The sequence below is a fragment of the Magnetospirillum sp. genome (genome assembly GCA_027532905.1).
In the GTDB taxonomy this organism is placed as follows: Bacteria; Pseudomonadota; Alphaproteobacteria; order CACIAM-22H2; family CACIAM-22H2; genus Tagaea.
On the sequence record JAPZUA010000001.1, the window covers coordinates 1 to 20,499 of the forward strand.

At 64.1% G+C, this 20,499-nt stretch carries 20 protein-coding genes; 18 read left to right on the forward strand and 2 right to left on the reverse strand.

Features of this window, described 5'->3' with window-relative positions; translation table 11 throughout:
• The 18 genes from O9320_00005 to O9320_00090 form a co-directional block, all read left to right on the forward strand.
• A partial coding sequence (locus tag O9320_00005; GenBank protein MCZ8309202.1) for a flagellin occupies positions 1-435 on the forward strand: 435 nt, incomplete at its 5' end.
• A 377-nt stretch (positions 436-812) separates the two neighbouring features.
• On the forward strand, positions 813-1,637 hold the full coding sequence (locus O9320_00010) for a flagellin (protein ID MCZ8309203.1): 825 nt from the start codon (positions 813-815) through the stop codon (positions 1,635-1,637).
• 294 nt (positions 1,638-1,931) lie between these two features.
• On the forward strand, positions 1,932-4,124 hold the full coding sequence (locus O9320_00015; GenBank protein ID MCZ8309204.1) for an ATP-binding protein: 2,193 nt from the start codon (positions 1,932-1,934) through the stop codon (positions 4,122-4,124).
• A gap of 3 nt (positions 4,125-4,127) precedes the next feature.
• A complete protein-coding gene (locus tag O9320_00020; GenBank protein MCZ8309205.1) occupies positions 4,128-5,006 on the forward strand; it encodes a response regulator in 879 nt (292 codons plus the stop codon).
• Positions 5,003-5,563, forward strand: a complete 561-nt coding sequence (locus tag O9320_00025) for a PAS domain-containing protein (protein ID MCZ8309206.1) — start codon at positions 5,003-5,005, stop codon at positions 5,561-5,563. The genes O9320_00020 and O9320_00025 overlap by 4 nt, the downstream gene beginning before the upstream one ends.
• A 120-nt stretch (positions 5,564-5,683) precedes the next feature.
• Positions 5,684-6,793 carry a PQQ-dependent sugar dehydrogenase gene (locus tag O9320_00030; GenBank protein MCZ8309207.1) on the forward strand — a complete coding sequence of 370 codons (1,110 nt, stop codon included), beginning with the start codon at positions 5,684-5,686 and terminating at the stop codon, positions 6,791-6,793.
• Positions 6,794-6,887: 94 nt separating this feature from the next.
• Positions 6,888-7,670, forward strand: coding sequence for an SDR family NAD(P)-dependent oxidoreductase (locus tag O9320_00035; GenBank protein ID MCZ8309208.1), 783 nt, complete (start codon positions 6,888-6,890; stop codon positions 7,668-7,670).
• Positions 7,667-8,173: a MarR family transcriptional regulator gene (locus O9320_00040; protein ID MCZ8309209.1), complete on the forward strand. Its 507-nt coding sequence runs from the start codon at positions 7,667-7,669 to the stop codon at positions 8,171-8,173. Before O9320_00035 ends, O9320_00040 begins: the two co-directional genes overlap by 4 nt.
• On the forward strand, positions 8,170-8,994 hold the full coding sequence (locus O9320_00045) for an enoyl-CoA hydratase family protein (GenBank protein MCZ8309210.1): 825 nt from the start codon (positions 8,170-8,172) through the stop codon (positions 8,992-8,994). The genes O9320_00040 and O9320_00045 overlap by 4 nt, the downstream gene beginning before the upstream one ends.
• Positions 8,994-10,160 (forward strand): acyl-CoA dehydrogenase family protein, encoded by a 1,167-nt coding sequence (locus O9320_00050; GenBank protein MCZ8309211.1) that lies wholly within the window; start codon positions 8,994-8,996, stop codon positions 10,158-10,160. Before O9320_00045 ends, O9320_00050 begins: the two co-directional genes overlap by 1 nt.
• Positions 10,157-11,608 carry an NADH:flavin oxidoreductase gene (locus O9320_00055; GenBank protein MCZ8309212.1) on the forward strand — a complete coding sequence of 484 codons (1,452 nt, stop codon included), beginning with the start codon at positions 10,157-10,159 and terminating at the stop codon, positions 11,606-11,608. The genes O9320_00050 and O9320_00055 overlap by 4 nt, the downstream gene beginning before the upstream one ends.
• Positions 11,601-13,241, forward strand: a complete 1,641-nt coding sequence (locus O9320_00060) for an AMP-binding protein (GenBank protein MCZ8309213.1) — start codon at positions 11,601-11,603, stop codon at positions 13,239-13,241. The genes O9320_00055 and O9320_00060 overlap by 8 nt, the downstream gene beginning before the upstream one ends.
• 62 nt (positions 13,242-13,303) lie before the next feature.
• Entirely contained in the window at positions 13,304-14,488 is a 1,185-nt protein-coding gene (locus tag O9320_00065; protein MCZ8309214.1) for an ABC transporter substrate-binding protein, read from the forward strand.
• Between the two features lie 66 nt (positions 14,489-14,554).
• Positions 14,555-15,442 carry a branched-chain amino acid ABC transporter permease gene (locus tag O9320_00070; protein ID MCZ8309215.1) on the forward strand — a complete coding sequence of 296 codons (888 nt, stop codon included), beginning with the start codon at positions 14,555-14,557 and terminating at the stop codon, positions 15,440-15,442.
• Positions 15,439-16,440, forward strand: a complete 1,002-nt coding sequence (locus O9320_00075) for a branched-chain amino acid ABC transporter permease (GenBank protein MCZ8309216.1) — start codon at positions 15,439-15,441, stop codon at positions 16,438-16,440. The genes O9320_00070 and O9320_00075 overlap by 4 nt, the downstream gene beginning before the upstream one ends.
• Positions 16,424-17,200 carry an ABC transporter ATP-binding protein gene (locus O9320_00080; GenBank protein MCZ8309217.1) on the forward strand — a complete coding sequence of 259 codons (777 nt, stop codon included), beginning with the start codon at positions 16,424-16,426 and terminating at the stop codon, positions 17,198-17,200. Before O9320_00075 ends, O9320_00080 begins: the two co-directional genes overlap by 17 nt.
• Positions 17,193-17,888 (forward strand): ABC transporter ATP-binding protein, encoded by a 696-nt coding sequence (locus O9320_00085; GenBank protein MCZ8309218.1) that lies wholly within the window; start codon positions 17,193-17,195, stop codon positions 17,886-17,888. Before O9320_00080 ends, O9320_00085 begins: the two co-directional genes overlap by 8 nt.
• A 429-nt stretch (positions 17,889-18,317) precedes the next feature.
• Positions 18,318-19,109, forward strand: a complete 792-nt coding sequence (locus O9320_00090) for an enoyl-CoA hydratase-related protein (GenBank protein ID MCZ8309219.1) — start codon at positions 18,318-18,320, stop codon at positions 19,107-19,109.
• 3 nt (positions 19,110-19,112) lie between these two features.
• On the opposite strand, the gene O9320_00095 is transcribed toward O9320_00090, so the two are convergent.
• Both O9320_00095 and folE read right to left on the reverse strand, forming a co-directional pair.
• The gene (locus tag O9320_00095) at positions 19,113-19,646 is read right to left on the reverse strand and encodes a tetratricopeptide repeat protein (protein ID MCZ8309220.1); all 534 of its coding nucleotides are present in this window, start codon (positions 19,644-19,646) and stop codon (positions 19,113-19,115) included.
• Positions 19,647-19,717: 71 nt separating this feature from the next.
• Positions 19,718-20,341, reverse strand: a complete 624-nt coding sequence (gene folE / locus O9320_00100) for a GTP cyclohydrolase I FolE (GenBank protein ID MCZ8309221.1) — start codon at positions 20,339-20,341, stop codon at positions 19,718-19,720.
• Positions 20,342-20,499: the final 158 nt, after the last annotated feature.

Genomic DNA, 20,499 nt, shown 5'->3' on the forward strand with positions numbered 1-20,499 from the left:
AACTACAACGGCACCAACCTGCTCTCGGCAGGCTCGACGGCCAAGACGTTCCTGGCCGACACCAATGCGACCGTGCTCACCTTGAGCGCGCAGTCGTCGGTCGATGCGGCGTTCAACACGTTCGCCACGACCGCCAACATCGTCGCGACGGCGTCGGACGCGGCCGCAGGCCTCACCAGCCTGTCGACCTTCCAGCAGGCGGTCGCCACCTCGCTCGGCGCCAACGCGTCGGAAACGCGCTCGCTCACGCTGCAGTCGAGCTTCGTGAACGCGATCGTGGACGCAACGACGACCGGCCTCGGCGCCATCGTCGACGCGGACATCGGCAAGGCTTCGGCTTCGGTGCAGGCGCTGCAGGTTCGCCAGCAGCTCGGCATCCAGTCGCTGTCGATCGCCAACCAGCAGCCCTCGGTTCTGTTGGGGCTGTTCCGCTAACATCCCGCGTCTTCGGACGCGCTCTCGCCAAACGCATCGCGGGGACGGTCTTCGGACCGTCCCCGTTTTCTTTTTGGCCTCACCTTAAATTGTTTTCAATTTTGAATGAAGCGGCACTCCTAAACAGAGTGGCGCTCCAAGCTGCATTGAGTTATCCATTCTTTATTGTAAAATTTTAACTTAACTTATGTAAAATAAACTTTTTTATCAGATATATCAAATACTTGCGAAACCATTAAGAACACGTATAGTTAATCTGCAATCCGTTTATGGCGTGGAGACGCCACTGTCAGCCGCTGGGCAAAAACCAACGTTTGGCAACATAAACGCGAAGTTTCGACAGAAGTCGAAACGATCAACCAGAAAGGGACCTCAAAATGTCGAACTCCGTAAACACGAATATCGGCGCCTATACGGCCCTGGCTTCGTTGCGCACGACGCAAAACGCGCTCAACGTCGCATCCAAGCAGGTCCAGACGGGCTATCGCGTTGCCGACGCGGCCGACGACGCGTCGACCTTCTCGGTGGCGCAAGGCATTCGCGGCAACCTGCAAGCCTACGGCGCCATCCAAGCATCGCTTGCCAGCGGTGTCGGCATCGGCACGGTGACGCAGGCGGCGCTGACGAACATCTCGAACCTGATCGGCAACCTGCAAGCCAAGATCACGCAGCTCGCCGACGGGTCGATCAGCGCCAACCAGCGTTCGATCTACACGGCCGACTTCAACGCGCTTACAGCCCAGGTTGCAAACTTCATCAGCCAGGCAAGCTACAACGGCACGAATCTGCTCTCCGCCGGTTCGACAGCCAAGACATTCCTTGCCGACACCAATGCAACAGTGCTCACGGTCACTTCGCAATCGACCGTCGATGCGGCCTTCAACACGTTCGCGGCGACGGCCAACATCGTCGCCACCGCTTCGGATGCAGCGGCAGGCCTCAGCAGCCTGTCGACCTTCCAGCAGGCAGTGGCAACGTCGCTCGGTGCCAATGCTGCCGAAACGCGCACGCTCACGCTGCAGTCGAGCTTCGTGAACGCGATCGTGGACGCAACGACGACCGGTCTCGGCGCCATCGTCGACGCCGACATCGGCAAAGCATCGGCCGTCGTGCAGGCACAGCAGGTTCGCCAGCAGCTCGGCATCCAGTCGCTGTCGATCGCCAACCAGCAGCCTTCGGTTCTGCTGGGGCTGTTCCGCTAGTTCGCAAATAAGTCTCCCGTCGCAGACGGGGCAAAAAGCCGGCCAAGGGCCCCGCACGTCGCGGGGCCCTTTGTCTTGATGACGGAACAAAATGCGCTCTGCCGCAAAATTTTCTGCGGTACCACAGCGGTGACGCCGCAGCGTCAGGTCTGTATACTGCCGCGTAAGGAAATGTACGGAAATTCGAGGCGCGGACGTGATCGACAATTGTCCAGGCATAAAGCAGCGGCGGCACGCCGCCAGAGAAGCGAACGCCGAAGCGCAGAGCCCCGAATTGGCGGTCGGCTGAAATTGATGGCGGATCGACACCCACTGCTCGTCCAGCAGCTGCAGGAAATCGCGCGCGACGGCGCAATAAACGTCGAGCGGCTTTGCGAGATCGTCAGCCAAACTTACCGCGGTCTCGAGCAAGCGAGCACGCAAACGCGCGCGCCAGGCGAACCGCACCTCGCGGATTTTGCCGAGCTATCGTCCGATTGGTTCTGGGAAACCGATGCGTCCCACCGCCATACGTTTCTGTCGGACGGCATCCGCCGCATCGGTATCGAGCCCGCCTCACAGATCGGCAAGTCGCGCTGGGACATGTTCGACGCAGAATGGACGCGCGACCCGGCTTTCGGCGCGCATATCGAGGCCGTCGACCGGCAAGAACCCTTCGCGGACCTCGTTTTCCGTCTGAAAGCCCCTGGCGTGGCCGGCTGCTGGATTTCGATCTCGGGCAAACCGCGCTATGCGGCCGACGGCGCGTTCGAAGGCTATCGCGGCACGGCGCGCGAGATCGGCTCGCAGATCGAGGCTGACCGCCAGTTGCGCCTGTCCGTCGTGGCCCAGACGGGTCTGCTCGAGGAACTCGAGAAGACCCGCGAACGCCTCGAACTGGCGCTCGAAACGGCTGCCATGGGCTGGTGGGACTTCGACACGCGCAGCGGCGAACAATACTGGTCGCCGCGCGCGCGCCAAATCTGGGGCGTAGGCCCCGAGGCAGAACCCAATTTCGAGAATTTCGGCGCCGCCCTCCATCCCGACGACCGCGCCAAACACGGCGATTTGCTGGCCAGTCCCAAATCGGTCGGCCGACGACTCTACAGAGTCGGGCTCCCGGACGGCGAGACACGCTATGTGCGCGAGGATTTTCGCATCGATCGGCGTGCCGACGGCACGATCGAGCGGATCTTCGCGACCGTGCTCGACCTCACCGATATCGAGACGCTGCGTACCGCTGCCGAGCGCGCCAAAGTCGCCGCCGAAAAAGCGAACGTCGCCAAATCGCGTTTTCTTGCAACCATGAGCCACGAAATCCGCACGCCGATGAACGGCGTGCTCGGCATGGTCGAATTGCTGGCCGGCACGCCGCTCGATGCGCGCCAACGCAGCTATGTCGAAGTTGCAAGCCGATCAGCCAGCGAACTGCTCGGCATCATCGACGCGATTCTCGACTATTCGCGCCTCGAAGCGGGCGACATGGCGATCGAAAACGTGCCCTTCGACCCGGCCGAAATCCTGAAACAGACTGTCGCCCTGTTGGCGGTCGCGGCCGAAAGCAAGGGGCTTGCCGTCAGCGTCGCGGTGGCCCCCGATCTGCCCGCACCGCTGGCAGGCGATCCCACGCGCTTCCGCCAGGTGCTGCTCAATCTCATCGGCAACGCCGTGAAGTTCACCCAGCGCGGCCGCATCGATCTGCGGCTCGATGCCGAGGCGCCCGCAAATGCGAACCCGACACTAGTCGTCTCGGTTGCCGACACCGGCATCGGCATTGCGCAAGAAGCACTCGAACATTTGTTCGACCGGTTCAACCAGGCCGATGCCTCGATCGCGCGCCGCTTCGGCGGGTCGGGATTGGGGCTCGCAATCTCGCGCGAGTTGGCACAGCTGATGGGCGGCGACATCGTCGTGCGATCGACGCTGGGACGCGGCTCGGTGTTCGAACTGCGCTTGCCGCTTATCGTCGCAGTCCCCGAAGCGCTGCCGATTGCGGACGCTCCCGGCGCCGTGCGGGAGACCTTCCGCGAACTCGACGTACTCGTCGCCGAAGACAACGAAGTCAACCGCATCGTCGTCGGCGAATTGCTGATGCGCATGGGCCATCGCTGCACGTTCGCGCGCGACGGCGCCGAAGCGATAGCACTGGCGCGAACAAAACGTTTCGACGTCGTGCTGATGGACGCGCAAATGCCGGAGATCGACGGGATCGAAGCAACGCGCTGGATCCGCACGCTTCCAGCGCCCTACAACACCGTACCGATCGTCGCCCAGACCGCAAACGCCATGCGCGGCGACCGCGAAAAATACCTCGAAGCCGGCATGAACGACTATATCGCCAAGCCGATCCGCAGCGCGGAATTGGCTGCAGCACTGCAACGCGCGACGGGTGCGGCGTCCAAGCCCACGCACGCGCGTCCCGCAGCAAGCGCGCCGGCAAGTTCGACCGCACGCAAGGGCCTAGCCGGGATCGCTGCCGAGCTTCGCGGCGCGACGGAAAGCAGCTGATCCATGGCCGATGCAGTCGCCTACAACCCGTCGGAACTGCGAATTCTCGTCGTCGACGACAATCAACAAATGCGTTCGATCCTCAAGTCGATGCTGAACGGGTTCGGCGTGACCCAAATCGTGCCTGCAGTCGATGGGGCAGACGCGCTCGACAAACTCGCGGCCCAGACGTTCGACGTCGCGATCTGCGACTGGCTGATGTCACCGATGGACGGGATATCCTTCGTCCAGGAAGTGCGCAAACACCCGGTCGCGGTACTGCGCGCCCTGCCGATCCTAATGCTGACCGCGCAGAAGGAAATGCGCAACGTGCTCGATGCGCGCAGTGCCGGCGTCGATGCCTACGTCGTGAAGCCCGTCAGCGCCTCGCTGCTCTGGGCGCGGCTCGAGACCGTTATCCAGCGCGCCAAGCACGTTTCGCCCGCCGAACCGCGCGCTGCCGCCAAGGCCATCGTGGCCGCGACGAGCAGCCTGTCGCATCTGGCCGACGCCTATCGCGACGTGCTGCGACTGGATTGCGACGATCTGGCGCGCGGCATGGGTCTGCTGCTAACCAGCGACTGGGACAATCGCGACATCTGGAATGCGATGTTCAAAAAAGCGCACGACCTCAAAGGCCAAGCGGGATCGTTCGACTATACGCTCGCGACCGACCTTGCCGAAGTACTTTGCGAGTTGCTGCGCCCGATCCGCCAGGAGTTTTCGCGTCGCAATCTGCGCGCGGCCGAACTCAAGACCGTGCTGCAGGCCAATATCGGCGCCCTGCAGCTGATCGCGCGCGAAAACATGATCGGCGACGGCGGTGCCGAAGGCCGTGAGTTGCTCGACCAGATGGACACGAAACGCTACCGGCTTCTGTCTGCTTGGGGCATCGAGCAATGAGCGAAGAAGCGGCCCTTACGGATGCAGCGATCGCCGGCGATTTTGGTCCGCTCGAACGCCATCTCGAATCGCACGGCTTCGAAAATCTTCTGCTGCGCTGGGCGCCCGACCCGGCCAAGCTCAACGTGCCCGAACTCGCCTTCCTGCACGGCTATTGGCTCCGCTTGCCGAAGGCAGGTTCGCTTGGGCGCTACGATGCGATCGATCCGCTCGAAATGCGCCCGGCACTCGGCAACGTCATGCTGCTCGAAGCCGACGAAGCGGCCGACGACTATCGCTATCGTCTCTACGGTTCGCGGATTGCCGAGCGCGCCGGCTTCGATCTTACCGGCAAGTTCACCCGCGACGTGCCGACCCATCCGGCGCTTGGGCTGCTCTTTCGCGTCTGCTATCGCGCATGCGCGCAGCGCAAGATACCGCTTTTCACGCGCCACGTGCCGCCCGCAAGCGTCGGCGTACTCTATTGGACGCGTCTTATTCTGCCGCTGGCCGACGATATGGGGGCGGCACGCCATTTCCTGGTCGGCAACGTTCCCGGCAAGGGCCATCCGGCGTAGCGTCGCATATTCTACAAAATCCATTTGTCTATCGAGCGCGCCGCGTATCGCGCCAACGCGCACCGTGACGGCGGAGTCTGCTAGGATCGCGCATTCTCAAGCGCAATTACCGGAGGCACAATGTATCGGACCATTGCCGTTTGGACCGCGATCGCGGCGATTTCTGCAAGCCCCCTGGCCGCACAAGTTCAGAGCGAGAAGGCCACATATCGCGTGCAGCGGATCGCCGAGGGGCTCGAGAACCCATGGGCGCTCGCACTGCTGCCCGACGGCCGCTTACTCGTGACCGAGCGCCCCGGCCGCTTGCGCGTGGTCGAAAACGGCGCGCTGCAGCCGAACCCGCTGGCGGGCGTGCCTGAGGTGTGGGCGCGCGGCCAGGGCGGCCTGTTCGATCTCGCTTTGCATCCGGATTTCGCCACGAACCGCCTGCTCTATTTCAGCTACGCAGCACCCGTCGGCAGCGGCGCTTTGACTCGTCTAGCGCGCGCGCGCCTGGGGGCAGCCGGCCTCGAAAATGTCGAGACCCTGTTCGAATCGTCCCCGGCGGTTTCGTCGGCGCGGCATTTCGGCGGCCGCATCGTGTTCGGGCGCGACGGCAAGGTCTATCTCACCACCGGCGATCGCGCCGAAGACATGCGCTCGCAGGACGGCCGCGATCTCAACGGCAAGCTCGTGCGCCTGGAGCCCGACGGCAAAGTCCCAGCCGACAATCCCTATCTTGGCCGCAGCGACATGCGGCCCGAAATCTTCGCGCTCGGCCTGCGTAACACCCAGGGTTTGGCGCTCGACGCAAACGGCGCCATCTGGGGGGCCGACCATGGCGCCCAGGGCGGCGACGAACTCAATAGCCTCGTGCGCGGCCAGAATTACGGCTGGCCAATCATTACCCACAGCCGCAATTACGGCTCCGGCACGCAGATCGGCGAAGCCACCACGCGCCCCGGCTATGCCGATCCGCGCGTGATCTGGACGCCGTCGATCGCCCCCTCGGGTCTTTCGATCTATGCCGGTGCGGCATTCCCGGGCTGGCAGGGCTCGATGCTCGTCGGCGCCTTGCGCGGCCAGGGGCTCTACCGCATCGAATTGCAAGCGGATGGCAGCCATCGTCAGGAACGCCTGCTGGCAGAGCTTGGGGCGCGCATCCGCGACGTGCGGGTCGATCCGCAAGGGCGGGTTTATGTGCTGACCGACGCGCGCAACGGCATCCTCGCCCGCCTCGATCCGGGCTGAGCCCCGCCCCGTTCCAGCGCGCCCCCGCAGACAGGCTTGCCGAGCGACCCGAGATACTTTAGACTTAAAATATCTCCGTCGTGAGGCTGCCTCGATGCAACGCCCGTCTGCCGCACAGCCAGCAGCGTTTTTGGTCGGCCGTCACGCCCTCGTGACGGGCGCTTCGCGCGGCATCGGCGCGGCGATCGCACGCTGTTTGGCCGCACACGGCGCCCACGTCACACTCGTCGCGCGCAACGCCGATCCGCTTGCCGCCCTTGCCGACGAAATCGCCGGCGACGCGCTGGCTTGCGACGTGACCGATGCGGCGGCTCTTGCGCGCATGTTTGACCAAGCAGTCGCGCGCCAACCCGTCGACATCCTCGTCAACAATGCCGGCGGGGCGACGAGCGCGCGTTTTGCCGACACGAACGCCGAACTCTGGGCGCAAGCGCTGGCACTCAATCTGACGGCCGCCTTCGACGCGACCAAACTCGCCGTTCCGGCCATGGAAGCGCGCGGCTGGGGCCGCGTCGTGAATGTCGCCTCGACGGCCGGGCTCAAAGGCTATCCGTTCGTTTCTGCATATGTCGCCGCCAAACACGGGCTGGTCGGACTCACGCGCGCCCTCGGGCTCGAACTCGCGCGCACCGGCGTCACCGTCAACGCCGTATGCCCCGGCTTCACCGACACGCCGATGCTGGCCCAAGCCGCCGCCGATGTCGCAGCCCGCACCGGCGGCGACGCCGCGCGCATCAAAGACAAATACGCCGCCACCAATCCGATGGGCCGACTGATCGCACCCGACGAGGTGGCGGCTGCCGTCGCATATCTGTGCTCGCCTGCGGCCGCTGCCGTGACCGGCACGGCCCTCACCGTCGCAGGCGGCGAAATATGAGCCTCGCAGCCGAACGCACAGGCGACCGCGAACAGGGGCACGAGAATTCGCAGCATCTGCAGCTGCGCGCCTGGCTGCGGCTCCTCACCTGCGCCAATCTGGTCGAGCGGCGCGTGCGCGCCAATCTGCGTGAAAGCTTCGACATCACGCTACCGCGCTTCGACGTCCTGTCGCAATTGTCGCGCGCCCAGAGCCAAGGCAACGAAGACGGGCTCACGATGGGCGAGCTGTCGCAGCGCATGATGGTGTCGGCCGGCAATGTAACGGGCTTGGTCGAAGGCCTCGTCGCAGACCGTCTGATCGTGCGCGTGGCGCAGGCCAACGACCGCCGCTCGGCGCGCGTCAAACTCACACCCAAGGGCTTACGCGCGTTCGAGGCGATGTTGGGCCCGCACGAAAGCTGGATCGATGCGGCGTTCTCGAGCCTCGACGAGGGCGATCTCAAGCGCCTGCTAGCCTTGCTCGCCAAACTCAAGATTTCAGCCGCCGGAGCCACGCCATGAGCTTCAAAAACTTCGACGCCCACGCCTATCGCGCGACGCACTTTCTTTGGGCGGTCGAAGGCAAAGTCGCGACTGTGACACTGAACCGACCCGAGCGTAAAAATCCGCTGACTTTCGAAAGCTATGCCGAATTGCGCGACCTGTTCGTTAGCCTCGTCGATTGCCGCGAGATAAAGGCCGTCGTGATCACGGGTGCCGGCGACAATTTCTGTTCGGGCGGCGACGTGCACGAAATCATCGGCCCGCTCGTCGGCATGGAAATGCCCGACCTGCTGCGCTTCACGCGGCTGACGGGCGATCTCGTTCGCGCAATCCGCACCTGTCCGCAAACAGTCGTCGCTGCGATCGACGGCGTGTGTGCGGGTGCCGGTGCAGCCATCGCCATGGCGGCGGACCTGCGCTTCGGCACCGAGCGTGCGAAGGTCGCTTATCTGTTCGTGCGCGTCGGATTGGCGGGCTGCGACATGGGTGCTTGCAGCATCCTGCCGCGCATCATCGGCCAGGGGCGGGCAGCCGAACTCCTCTATACCGGGCGCAGCCTCGCAGGCCCCGAGGGCGAACGCTGGGGTTTTTTCAATCGCCTCTGCGCGCCCGAAACGCTGCTGGCGGAAGCACACGCCTTTGCCAAAGACCTCGCCGACGGCCCGACCTTTGCACACGCGATGACCAAGACGGCACTCGACCATCAATGGAACATGAGCGTGTCGCAAGCCATCGAAGCCGAAGCGCAAGCGCAAGCAATCTGCATGCAGACTGAAGATTTCGCGCGCGCCTATCGCGCGTTCGCCGCCAAACAAAAACCCGTCTTCGAGGGCAATTGATGGCGGACCGCTCGTACCTCGTCTGGCCGTTTTTCGATGAGCGCCACCGCGCACTTGCCGCAAGGTTGGACGCGTTCGGGCGCCATGTCGTAGAGCCGCGCGCTTCCGACCATGGCGATGCCGACGCGCTTACCAAAGAATTCGCACGCATGTTGGCGACGGCCGGTCTCCTCGACGTTGCGGTCCCGGCTGAAAAACACGATGTGCGCAGCCTGTGCTTGGCCCGCGAGCATCTCGCCTATCACTCCGGTCTCGCCGATTTTGCATTCGCCATGCAAGGCCTCGGTACGGGGCCGATCCTGCTGTTCGGCACGGACGCGCAGAAGGCAACCTATCTGCCCGCCGTGCGCGCAGGCGAAAATCTCGCGGCCTTTGCATTGTCGGAGCCGGAGGGCGGTTCGGACGTCTCGGCCCTGCGGCTCCAGGCGACACGCAGCGGCAACGGCTATGTGCTCGACGGGCGCAAGACCTGGATCTCGAACGGCGGCATTGCCGGACACTATGTCGTGTTCGCGCGCACGGGCGAGGCGCCGGGTGCCAAGGGGCTGTCGGCGTTTGTCGTCGATGCGGACCAGCGAGGGCTTGCGATCGAAGCGCGCATCGAGACGATCGCACCGCATCCGCTTGCCACGCTACGCTTCGACAAGGCGTTTGTGCCCGCCGATGCGATGCTCGGGCAGCCCGGCGACGGCTTCAAGATCGCGATGGCAACGCTCGACATCTTCCGCTCGACCGTGGCGGCCGCCGCCCTCGGTTTTGCGCGCCGCGCCCTCGACGAGGCTTTGGCCTACACGCGTACGCGCGAAGCCTTCGGCAGCAAGCTTGCCGACTTCCAACTCACGCAAGCCGCCCTTGCCGACATGGCAACCGAGATCGATGCAGCAGCCCTGCTCGTCTACCGCGCCGCTTGGACCAAGGACGTGCAAGGTGTGCGCGTCACGCGCGAAGCCTCGATGGCCAAGCTCTACGCGACCGAGATGGCGCAACGTGCGGCCGACCGCGCCGTGCAATTGCACGGCGGCCAGGGCGTGGTCGCAGGCAACGTCGTCGAGCGGCTGTATCGCGAGGTGCGGGCCCTTCGCATCTACGAAGGGACGAGCGAGATCCAGAAACTCGTGATCGCTAGCCAGACATTGGCCGCCTTCGCGGCGGAGAAAGGCGCATGAAGCTGCTCGAACCCTTGCGCGTCGGCACCATGACGCTGCCCAACCGCGTGCTCGTCCCCGCCATGGTTACGCGCCTGTCCGGCGAAGATGGCTATGTAAACGAAGGCATCGTCGAGCGCTATGTGCGTTACGCAAAGGGCCATGTCGGGCTCATCGTGGTCGAAGCCATGGCCGTGCACGAGGCGAAGTCGGGGCCGCTCTTGCGCCTGTCGCGCGACGAGTTTGTGCCAGGCCATCGCGATCTTGTGGCGCGCGTGCACGATGCGGGCCCGTCCAAGATCGTGCCGCAGATCATCCATTTCATGAAAGTGGCGCGCTCGGGCTGGCGCCAGACGATCGACCAGCTGTCGCTTCAAGAAATCGACGCGATTGTCGATGCGTTCGCCGCCGCTGCGGGCCGTGCGCGCGAAGCGGGCTACGACGGCGTGGAACTCCACTCGGCGCACGCCTACACGCTGTCCTCGTTCCTGTCGCGGCGCAACATGCGGCGCGACGAATATGACGGGCGCACGCTCGAAGGCCGCTTGCGCCTGTTTGGCCGCGTGATGGCGCGCGTGCGCGAGACGGTCGGCAAGGACTGGCCTGTCGGCGTGCGTTTCCTCGCCGAAGAAGCGATAAAAGACGGCTACGCACTTCCCGACAGCCAACGCATTGCGCTGCGGATGGCGCAGCTTGGCGTCGACTACATCTCGCTGTCGGTCGGCGGCAAGTTCGAAGACGCGGTCCACAAAGAAGGTTCGCCGCTATATCCCTACACGGGCTATTCGGGCGACCGTTGTATGCCGGGCGAAGCCTACCCGCCCTTGCCGCATGCGCATCTGGCCGCCGGCATCAAAGCCTTCATCAACAAACACGGCTACGATATCCCGGTCGCCTCGGTCGGCAAGATCAGCGATCCCGCCGACGCCGAGCGTCTGCTCGCAACCGGCCAGGCCGACATGATCGGCATGGCGCGCCAATTGCTGGCAGATCCGGACTGGGTCAAGAAAGTGGCCGACGGCCGCAGCGACGCGATTCTGCGCTGCATCTACTGCAACGTTTGCAAACAGCTCGACGAAAATTTCAAACTCGTGAGCTGCTTCCTGTGGCCCAAGGGCTTGACGCAAGCGCCCGTCGACGATCCCACGCGCGAAGCGCCGCAATGGCCGACCGAAGGGGCCACACTCACAGCGACAGTCGAAAACGGCGTGGTGCGGCTGGCCTGGAAGAAGGCGCTCGGCAAAATCGCGGGCTACGACATCCATCGCGCCGAAGCGGGCGGCGAAACGGCCATCGTCGAGGCAGTCAAGAGCACCAAACATGCCGACAAGCTCGTCTTGGGCGGCCTTGCCTACAGCTATTACGTGACCGCCTACGACGAAAACGGCCGCCACAGCGCGCCGTCGAACGTCGTCGCCGTCGATCCTGCCCTCCCCCATTTCGAAATCGCCGGACCCGCCCATGTCTGAGCCGCTTCGCCTGTCGCCCTCTGCCCATCTCGACGATTTCGCGCGCCGCAATCTGCCGCCACAATCGGCATGGCCCGAAATGTTTTTTGCGTTGCCGGAGCTTTACTACCCGCCCCGTCTCAACGCGGCGGTCGAGTTGCTCGACGCGGCCGTTGCACGCGGCTGGGGCGGGCGCGCCTGCATCCGCTTCGGTACGCACGTGTGGAGCTATGCCGATCTGCTCGCGCACGCCAACCGCATCGCGCGCGTGCTCGTCGAAGATTGCGGCCTCAAGCCCGGCAATCGCGTGCTGTTGCGCAGTGCCAACAACCCGATGATGGTTGCGTGCTGGTTTGCGGTTTTGAAAGCAGGCGGCATTGCCGTCGCCACGATGCCGCTGCTGCGCGCCAAGGAGCTGACTTACATCCTGCAGAAGGCCGAAATCGCGCTCGCTCTGTGCGACGTGCGCTTGGCCGACGAGATGGAGAAAGCCAAAGCGGCCGCCCCCATCTGCCGCGATATCGTCTATTTCAACGGCGATGCGTCGGACGGGCTCGAAAAGTGTGCGGCGGCAAAGCCCGCTTTGTTCGACAATTGCCCGACAGCCGCCGACGACGTGGCGCTGATCGCCTTCACGTCGGGCACCACGGGCCCGGCCAAGGGCACGATGCATTTCCATCGCGACGTGATGGCGATCTGCGACGCGTTTCCGCGCTACGTGCTGAAACCCACGCCGGACGACATCTTCACGGGCTCGCCGCCGCTTGCCTTCACGTTCGGGCTTGGCGGCCTTGTAACGTTCCCGATGCGCTTCGGCGCTTCGACGTTGCTGGCCGAGCGCGCCTCGCCCGACGCCGTGCCGCAGATCGTGTCGGACGGCAAGGCGACGATCCTGTTCACCGCACCCACCGCCTATCGCGCGATCGCCGACAATGCCGACGCCAAAGCATTCGCCACGTTGCGCCGCGGCGTATCGGCGGGCGAGCATCTGCCCAAAGCCACGTTTGAATCCTGGGAGCGTTTCTGCGGCGTGCGGCTCATCGACGGGCTCGGAGCCACCGAGATGCTGCATATCTTCGTGGCGGCCGCCCCTGAAGACATGATCGCGGGCGCCACAGGCCGCGCCATTCCGGGTTATGCCGCCTGCATCCTCGGCGAAGACGGCACGCCCTTGCCGCCCGGCGAGGTTGGGCGCTTAGCCGTGCGCGGTCCCACCGGCTGCCGCTATCTGGCCGACCCCGAGCGCCAGGCCAAATACGTGCAGAACGGCTGGAACCTCACGGGCGATGCCTACAAAATGGATGAGCGCGGCTATTTCTGGTACCAGGCACGCACCGACGACATGATCGTAACGGCCGGATACAATGTGTCGGGCCCCGAGGTCGAAAGCGTGCTGATCGAACACCCGAAGGTGCGCGAATGTGCGGTCGTGGGCGTGGCCGACACAGAACGCGGCACGATCGTCAAAGCCTTCGTCGTGCTGCGCGACGCCAATCAAGCCGATGCGGCGACGGTCAAAGAACTGCAGGACCACGTAAAAGCGACCATCGCCCCCTACAAATATCCGCGCGCCATCGAATTCCTCGAAACATTGCCGCGCACCGAAACCGGCAAAGTGCAGCGCTTCCGCCTGCGCGAACCTGCGAAAGCCTGACCTTGCCGCCAAACAGTCCGCCTGCGAAACTCCGCTCATAACCAAAAACAGGGAGCCTCGACATGAAATACAAAACACTCTTCGCCGCCCTGGCCCTGACGGCTTCGGCCGCGCTGGTCCAGCCGGCGAGCGCCCAGCAAGGCGTCAAGATCGGCCTCATCACGACGCAGTCCGGCCCCAATGCCGGCCTTGGCCGCGACATGGTCGACGGCTTCAACCTCGCCATTCGCCACGCGGGCGGGCGGTTGGGTGGTGTGCCGACCGAACTCATCGTCGGCGACGACCAGTTCCGTCCCGATGCCGGCAAGGCGCTGGCCGAACGCATGGTCCAGCGCGACCGCGTCGACATCGTGACGGGCGTCATCTTCTCGAACATCATGCTCGCCCTGTCGGACACGGTCCTCAAGGATCGCCGCGGCGTGTTTCTGGTGTCGGGCAATGCGGGTCCGTCGGAACTCGCGGGCAAGGACTGCAACCCGAACTTCTTCTCGGCCTCGTGGCAGAACGACAATACGCACGAAGCCATGGGCCAGCACATGACGAACGCCGGCATCAAGCGCGCCTACATCATGGCGCCGAACTATCCGGCCGGCCGCGACGCGCTCGCGGGCTTCAAGCGCTTCTTCAAGGGCGAAGTGGTGGCCGAAGTCTACACGCAGCTCGGCCAGACCGACTATGCGGCCGAACTCGCGGCCCTGCGCGCCGCACGGCCCGAAGCCACCTACATCTTCTATCCGGGCGGCATGGGTGTGGCTTACATCCGCCAATACGCGCAGCTCGGCCTCATGCAGCAGATCCCGCTGTTTGCGCCGTCGTTCTCGGCCGACCAGACGATTCTGCCCGGCGTAGGCGATGCCGCCATCGGCATGTTCTCGTCGACCTTCTGGTCCGAAAGCCTCGGCAACCCGGCCAACGAGAAGTTCGTCGCCGATTTCGAAGCGGCCTACAACCGCATCCCGAGCCCCTATGCGGCCCAGAGCTACGACGCGGCAATGATGATCGACGCCGCCCTCAAGGCGACCGGCGGCAGCCTTGCCAACAAGGACGCGTTCCGCAACGCGCTGCGCACCGCCAACTTCCAGTCCGTGCGCGGCCCCTTCAAGTTCAACACCAACCACTTCCCGATCCAGAACTACTACCTGACGCAGATCGGCAAGGACGAGAGGGGCCGCCTCGTGAACCAGATGCGCGGCATCATCTTCTCGGGCCATGCCGACGCCTATGTCGGCCAGTGCAAGATGAAGTGAGCTAAACGCCGCCCCTCGCCGTTCCAAAGACGGCGAGGGGCGCTTCTTTTCCGGAACGATTGCGCCTTGTCCCTTCTTCTTTTCCTCGAACAGACGCTCAACGGCCTGCAACTGGGCGTGACGCTGTTTTTGATGGCCGCCGGCCTTACGCTGGTATTCGGCATCATGAACATGGTCAATCTGGCGCACGGCTCGCTCTACATGATCGGTGCCTTTTTCGCCGCAAGCTTTACGCAATGGACGGGCAGCTTCTTCCTCGCATTGCCGCTCGCGATCCTGTCGACGTTCGTCGTCGGCGTGCTGGTCGAAGCGATTGCGCTGCGCACCCTTTATGCGCGCGACCATCTCGACCAGGTGCTCGCCACGTTCGGCCTCATACTTTTTTTCAACGAGCTCACCAAAATCGTCTGGGGCCCCATCTCGATTTTCATGGACGTGCCGCCGTTGCTGGCAGGCCGCGTCGAACTCATCGCGGGCGCACCCTACCCGGTCTATCGCCTGGCCGTGCTCGGCGTCGGGCTTGCGGTCGCACTCGGCCTCTGGTGGCTGATCGCGCGCACGCGCCTGGGCATGCTGATCCGCGCGGGCGCCTCGAACCGCGAAATGGTCGGCGCTTTGGGCGTGGATATCAGCCGGCTCTACATGCTCGTGTTCGGCCTCGGGGCGGCACTGGCGGCACTTGCCGGTGCGATGGCAGGTCCCATCTACGTCGTCGAGATCGGCATGGGCGACGCGATGCTGATCAAAACCTTCGTCGTGATCGTGATCGGCGGCATCGGCTCGATCCGGGGTGCGTTTGTGGCAGCCGTGATCGTCGGCCTCGTCGATACGTTCGGGCGGATCGTTCCCGCCCAGCTTGGCCTGCCGACCGCGATCGCTGAAATGGCGATCTACATTCTGATGGCCTTCGTGCTGTTCTTCAAACCCACCGGCCTGTTTGCGGCACGCGCATGACTGCTTTTAAGCTCGACCGCCGGACTTGGTTTGTAATCGTGCTGCTGGCCGCCCTCGCGGCGCTGCCGCTCGTCGCGATCGCGACCGACAGCGACTACCAGATCGCGCAGTTCCGCCGCATTCTGATCTTCGCGATCGCGGCGGTGAGCCTCGATCTCATTTTGGGTTATGGCGGCATGGTCAGCCTCGGCCATGCGGCGTTTTTCGGCGTCGGCGCCTATGTCGTCGCCATCTTGAACTGGCATGCCGCGCGCGAAGTGCCGCTGTTCGGCATGATGCTCGGCACGCACAATGTGCTGGTCACCTGGACGGCGGCGGTCGTGCTGTCGGGGGCACTTGCGTGCCTGATCGGGCTCGTGAGCCTGCGCACCACGGGCATTTATTTCATCATGATCACGCTCGCCTTCGCGCAGATGGTCTATTTCTTCTTTGTAAGCCTGCGCGCCTATGGCGGCGACGACGGGCTGCGCTTCCCCGGCGACACCGTCGTTCTGGGCTTCATCGAAACCGAAAACGACGTGGCATTCTACTATCTCGTCTTCGCCATTTTGTGCGCCGTACTCTACGCAACGCGACGCCTCGTCAATTCGCGCTTCGGGCTCGTCGTGCAAGGTTGCCGCGAAAACGAACGCCGCATGAAAGCGCTCGGCTTCGCCACGTTCCGCTACAAGCTTGCCTGCTTCGCTTTGGCGGGCGCACTCGCAGGGCTTGCGGGTGCGCTGTTCGCCGCCAACGAAAGCTATATCAGCCCGTCGATCATGCATTGGACGCGCTCGGGCGATTTGATCGTGATGGTGGTGCTGGGCGGCATGGGCACGCTGGTCGGGCCCGTGGTGGGTGCGATCGCGTTCCTGTTCCTCGAAAAGACGCTGCCCGACTACACGGAGCACTGGATGGTCGTCTTCGGTCCGATCCTGCTGCTGCTCGTGCTATTCGCGCGCCGCGGCATCTTCGGCTGGTTCCTGCCCAAGGAGGATCGCCATGGCGGCGGCCACTGAGCAGGGGACCACCGATACGCTGCTAGCCGTCGACGGGCTCGTGAAGCGCTTCGGCGGCTTGCTTGCGACCGACAACGTTTCGCTCGGCATTCGCGAAGGCGAAATCCACGCGATCATCGGCCCCAACGGAGCCGGCAAAACCACGCTGATTGCCCAGCTCGCGGGCGAGATTCTGCCCAATGCCGGATCCATCCGTTTTGCAGGATCCGATGTGACAGGCCTCACTGTCGATGCGCGCGCACGCCTCGGCATTGCGCGCTCCTACCAGATCACGCAGATCTTCAAAGGCTTCACCGCACTCGACAATGTCGCCATGGCCGTCCAGGCGCAGGACGGCCACTCGTTCCGCGCATGGGCGCCGGCTCGCGCGGACGAAACTTTGCGCAAACCTGCTACAGCGATCCTCGAGCGCGTCGGACTCGGTACCCGCAGCGACGTGCGTGCGGTCAACCTTGCGCACGGCGAACAGCGCCAGCTCGAAATCGCAATGGCGCTCGCCACGCGCCCGCGCCTGCTGCTGCTCGACGAACCGATGGCCGGCATGGGCAAGGACGAGTCCGAGCGTATGACGGCTCTGCTCGCCAAACTCAAAGGCGAAGAAACGATCCTGCTGATCGAACACGACATGGACGTCGTGTTCGCGCTTGCCGACCGCATCAGCGTGCTGGTCTACGGCCGCGTGATCGCGACCGGCAAGCCCGACGAAATCCGCGCCAACCCGGACGTGCGCGCAGCCTATTTGGGCGACGGCGATGCTTGAACTCGAAGCCATCGAAACCAGCTACGGCGCGAGCCAGGTTTTGTTCGGCGTCGGCTTCAAGGTCGATGCGGGCGAGGTCGTAACGTTGCTGGGCCGCAACGGCATGGGCAAGACCACGACCGTGCGCTCAATCATGGGCCTCGTAAAGCCGCAGGCCGGCCGCGTGCGCTTCGACGGCGGCGAACTCACGGGCCAGCCCGCCTACCGTGTGGCGCAAGCCGGAATCGGCTTGGTGCCCGAAGGCCGCCAGATTTTCCCCAATCTCACGGTGCGCGAAAATCTCGTGGCGACAGCGCGCAGCGCTGGCCGTACTGGCTGGACGCTCGACAAGGTACACGGCTATTTCCCGCGCTTGGCCGAGCGGGCGGGCAACATGGGCAATCAATTGTCGGGCGGCGAGCAGCAGATGCTCGCGATCGGCCGCGCTTTGATGACAAACCCGAAATTGCTCATTCTCGACGAGGCGACCGAAGGTCTTGCCCCGCTTGTGCGCCAAGATATCTGGCGCTGCTTGGCCGCCCTCAAAGCCGAGGGCCAAGCCATCCTGGTCATCGACAAGAATCTCGAATCGCTGCTCAAACTCGCGGACCGCCATGTCGTGATCGAAAAAGGCCGCATCGTTTGGCAGGGCTCGTCGGCTGCCTTGGCGCAGGAACCGGCGATCCAACATCGCTATTTGGGCGTGTGACGAACCGGCCCGAATTCGGGCCGCAAACGACTTGTCATAATCCGGGGCTTGACCGCCGGAGTCCGATTCCCGCATGATTCTCAAGTCGATAGTCCGGCCGATTCGGGACCTCTTGGCAACCCGGTTGACCGGATAGGGTGGGCGGCCCAATTCGCCCTTCCGGCCCCCGATACGACATCCGCGCGGGATCGCGGACCGGGCGCCGCTACGAAAGGAGGTGATCCAGTGCGCTTAGGATCGTTCAATTCCGGCTTCGGGCCGGGGCTTGCCGTGACCGCTTTGGAGAAATTCGAAGCTGGCCGCGTGCGGACGACGAACCAATCGATCGCCTCCGACGTGGCGTAAAGGGTCACTCCCTATACGGCATTCGATCCATCCCCCGCTGGGTCCCGCCCAGCGGGGGTTTCGTTTTGTGCTAGTCTCAAATCCATGACCGCATCGCAACCGCCTGCCACCGAATTGCTGCACGACACGCCCGAACCGGGCGTTCTGCGCCTTACCCTCAATCGGCCGACGGCGCGCAACGCGCTGAACACCGCCCTCTTGGGTACGGTCGCCGACGCACTCGACGCGGCCAGCACCGATCCGGCCGTACATGCCGTGGTATTGACCGGCGGGCCTGCGATTTTCGCGGCCGGCGCCGACATCAAGGAACTCGCCACCCGCGACACCGCCGGTGCCCTCGACGATGTCCGGGTCGGCCATTGGCAGCGCATAAGGCGGTTTCCCAAACCCATTGTCGCGGCCGTCAACGGCTTGGCCCTTGGCGGCGGCTGCGAACTCGCAATGAGTGCCGACATAATCGTGGCCGGAATGGGTGCAAAATTCGGCCAGCCTGAGATCAATCTCGGCCTCGTACCCGGTGCCGGCGGCACGCAGATCCTCGCACGCCTTGCCGGGCCGCAGATTGCCATGAAGCTCGTACTGGCGGGCGAAACGATCGACGCCACGGAAGCCAAACAATGCGGCCTGGTGGCCGAGACGGTCGCCGACGAGACATGCCAAACGCGGGCCGTCGCCCTTGCCGCCAAGATCGCGGCCAAGCCCGCCCTGGCCGTGCGGCTTGGCAAGGAACTTGTGCGTGCCGCTCGCGACGTGCCGCTCGAACAGGGCCTGCTGTTCGAGCGCAAAGCCTTCGCCGCCCTGATCGCTACAGCCGATTTCCGCGAAGGAGTTGCGGCCTTCCTCGAAAAACGCCCGGCGAAGTTCGCCGGAAAATAACGCTTAGCGGCGCACGGGGCTGCGTGCGGGCAGCGGCTGGCGCCGGTCCATCTCGATCAGCAAGCGCCGTGCGCGCTCGGCGTCGCTCGGCTGGAAGCCGAGAGCTATGCGAGCCGCCGCACTGCGCGCGCGCTCGAAATTATCGCCCTCGAGGATGCGCCCGGCGCGCGCGGCGTGGGCATAAGCAAGGGCCAGATCGCGCGCGACACCCGCCCCCTGCTCGTGCATCAAGGCAAGATTGAGCATGGCGTGGCCGTGGCCTTGCGCCGCAGCGCGCGAAAACCAGTCGGCGGCAATCGCTGCATCGCGCGGCACGCCCTCGCCTGCACGGTAGAGATGCCCCATCGAGAATTGGGCCTCCGCGTGTCCTGCTTCGGCCAATCCCAACCAAGCAAACCAAGCGGCCGCATGGTCGCCCTCAAGATAGGCGTTAAGGCCGGTCTCGTAGGTCGCGGCCGGCGAAGATGCTGTCGGCGCTTGCGCACCGGCAGCGACCGAAACGACAAGCAGAAAAACCGCCAGAAGACGCGCACCCATCTGGTTCCTCCGCGCGCGAGAGAGATCGCGCGCGAGATGCCGGACTAAGGGCCGACCTTGGCTCGCCGCGTTTACGCGCCCTGCCCGATCATCGACAGAAATTCGCGCCGCGTCGATGAATTGTTTCGGAACACGCCGAGCATGCGCGATGTAACCATCGATACGCCGGTCTTGTGCACGCCGCGCGTGGTCATGCACTGATGCTGCGCTTGGATCACGACGGCGACGCCCTTGGGCGCCAGCACATCTTGGATCGCATTGGCGATTTGGGCCGTGAGCTTTTCCTGGATCTGCAGGCGCTTGGCATAGGCATCCACCACGCGCGCCAGCTTGGAAATGCCGACGACGCGCTTGTTCGGCAGATAGGCGACATGCGCCTTGCCGACGATCGGCACCATGTGGTGCTCGCAATGGCTTTCGAAGCCGATGTCGCGCAGCACGACCATTTCGTCGTATCCGTCGGTTTCTTCGAACGTGCGCTGCAAGAGCTCAAGAGGGTCGATCTCATAGCCCTGGAAAAACTCTTCGTAGGCGCGCACGACGCGTGCCGGCGTGTCGATCAGTCCCTCGCGCGATACGTCGTCGCCGGTCCAGCGCAGCAATGTGCGGACGGCTGCCTCGGCTTCGGCGCGCGTCGGCCGGTCACTGGTGCTGCCTGCACTTTGGGGCTGTACGGCATCGACGAAACTGTCCATCGCAACAATCCTTCCACGCTTGGCGGCCCGATAAACCGCCCAACCAACTTCGTGCGATTTTCGTTGATTTCAAGCGGTGCAGGATTTATGTGCCAAGATATTGAAAAAAAAACGTATTTTCAAAAGAAACAGGCCGACCCCGCACTTTGCGAAGTCGG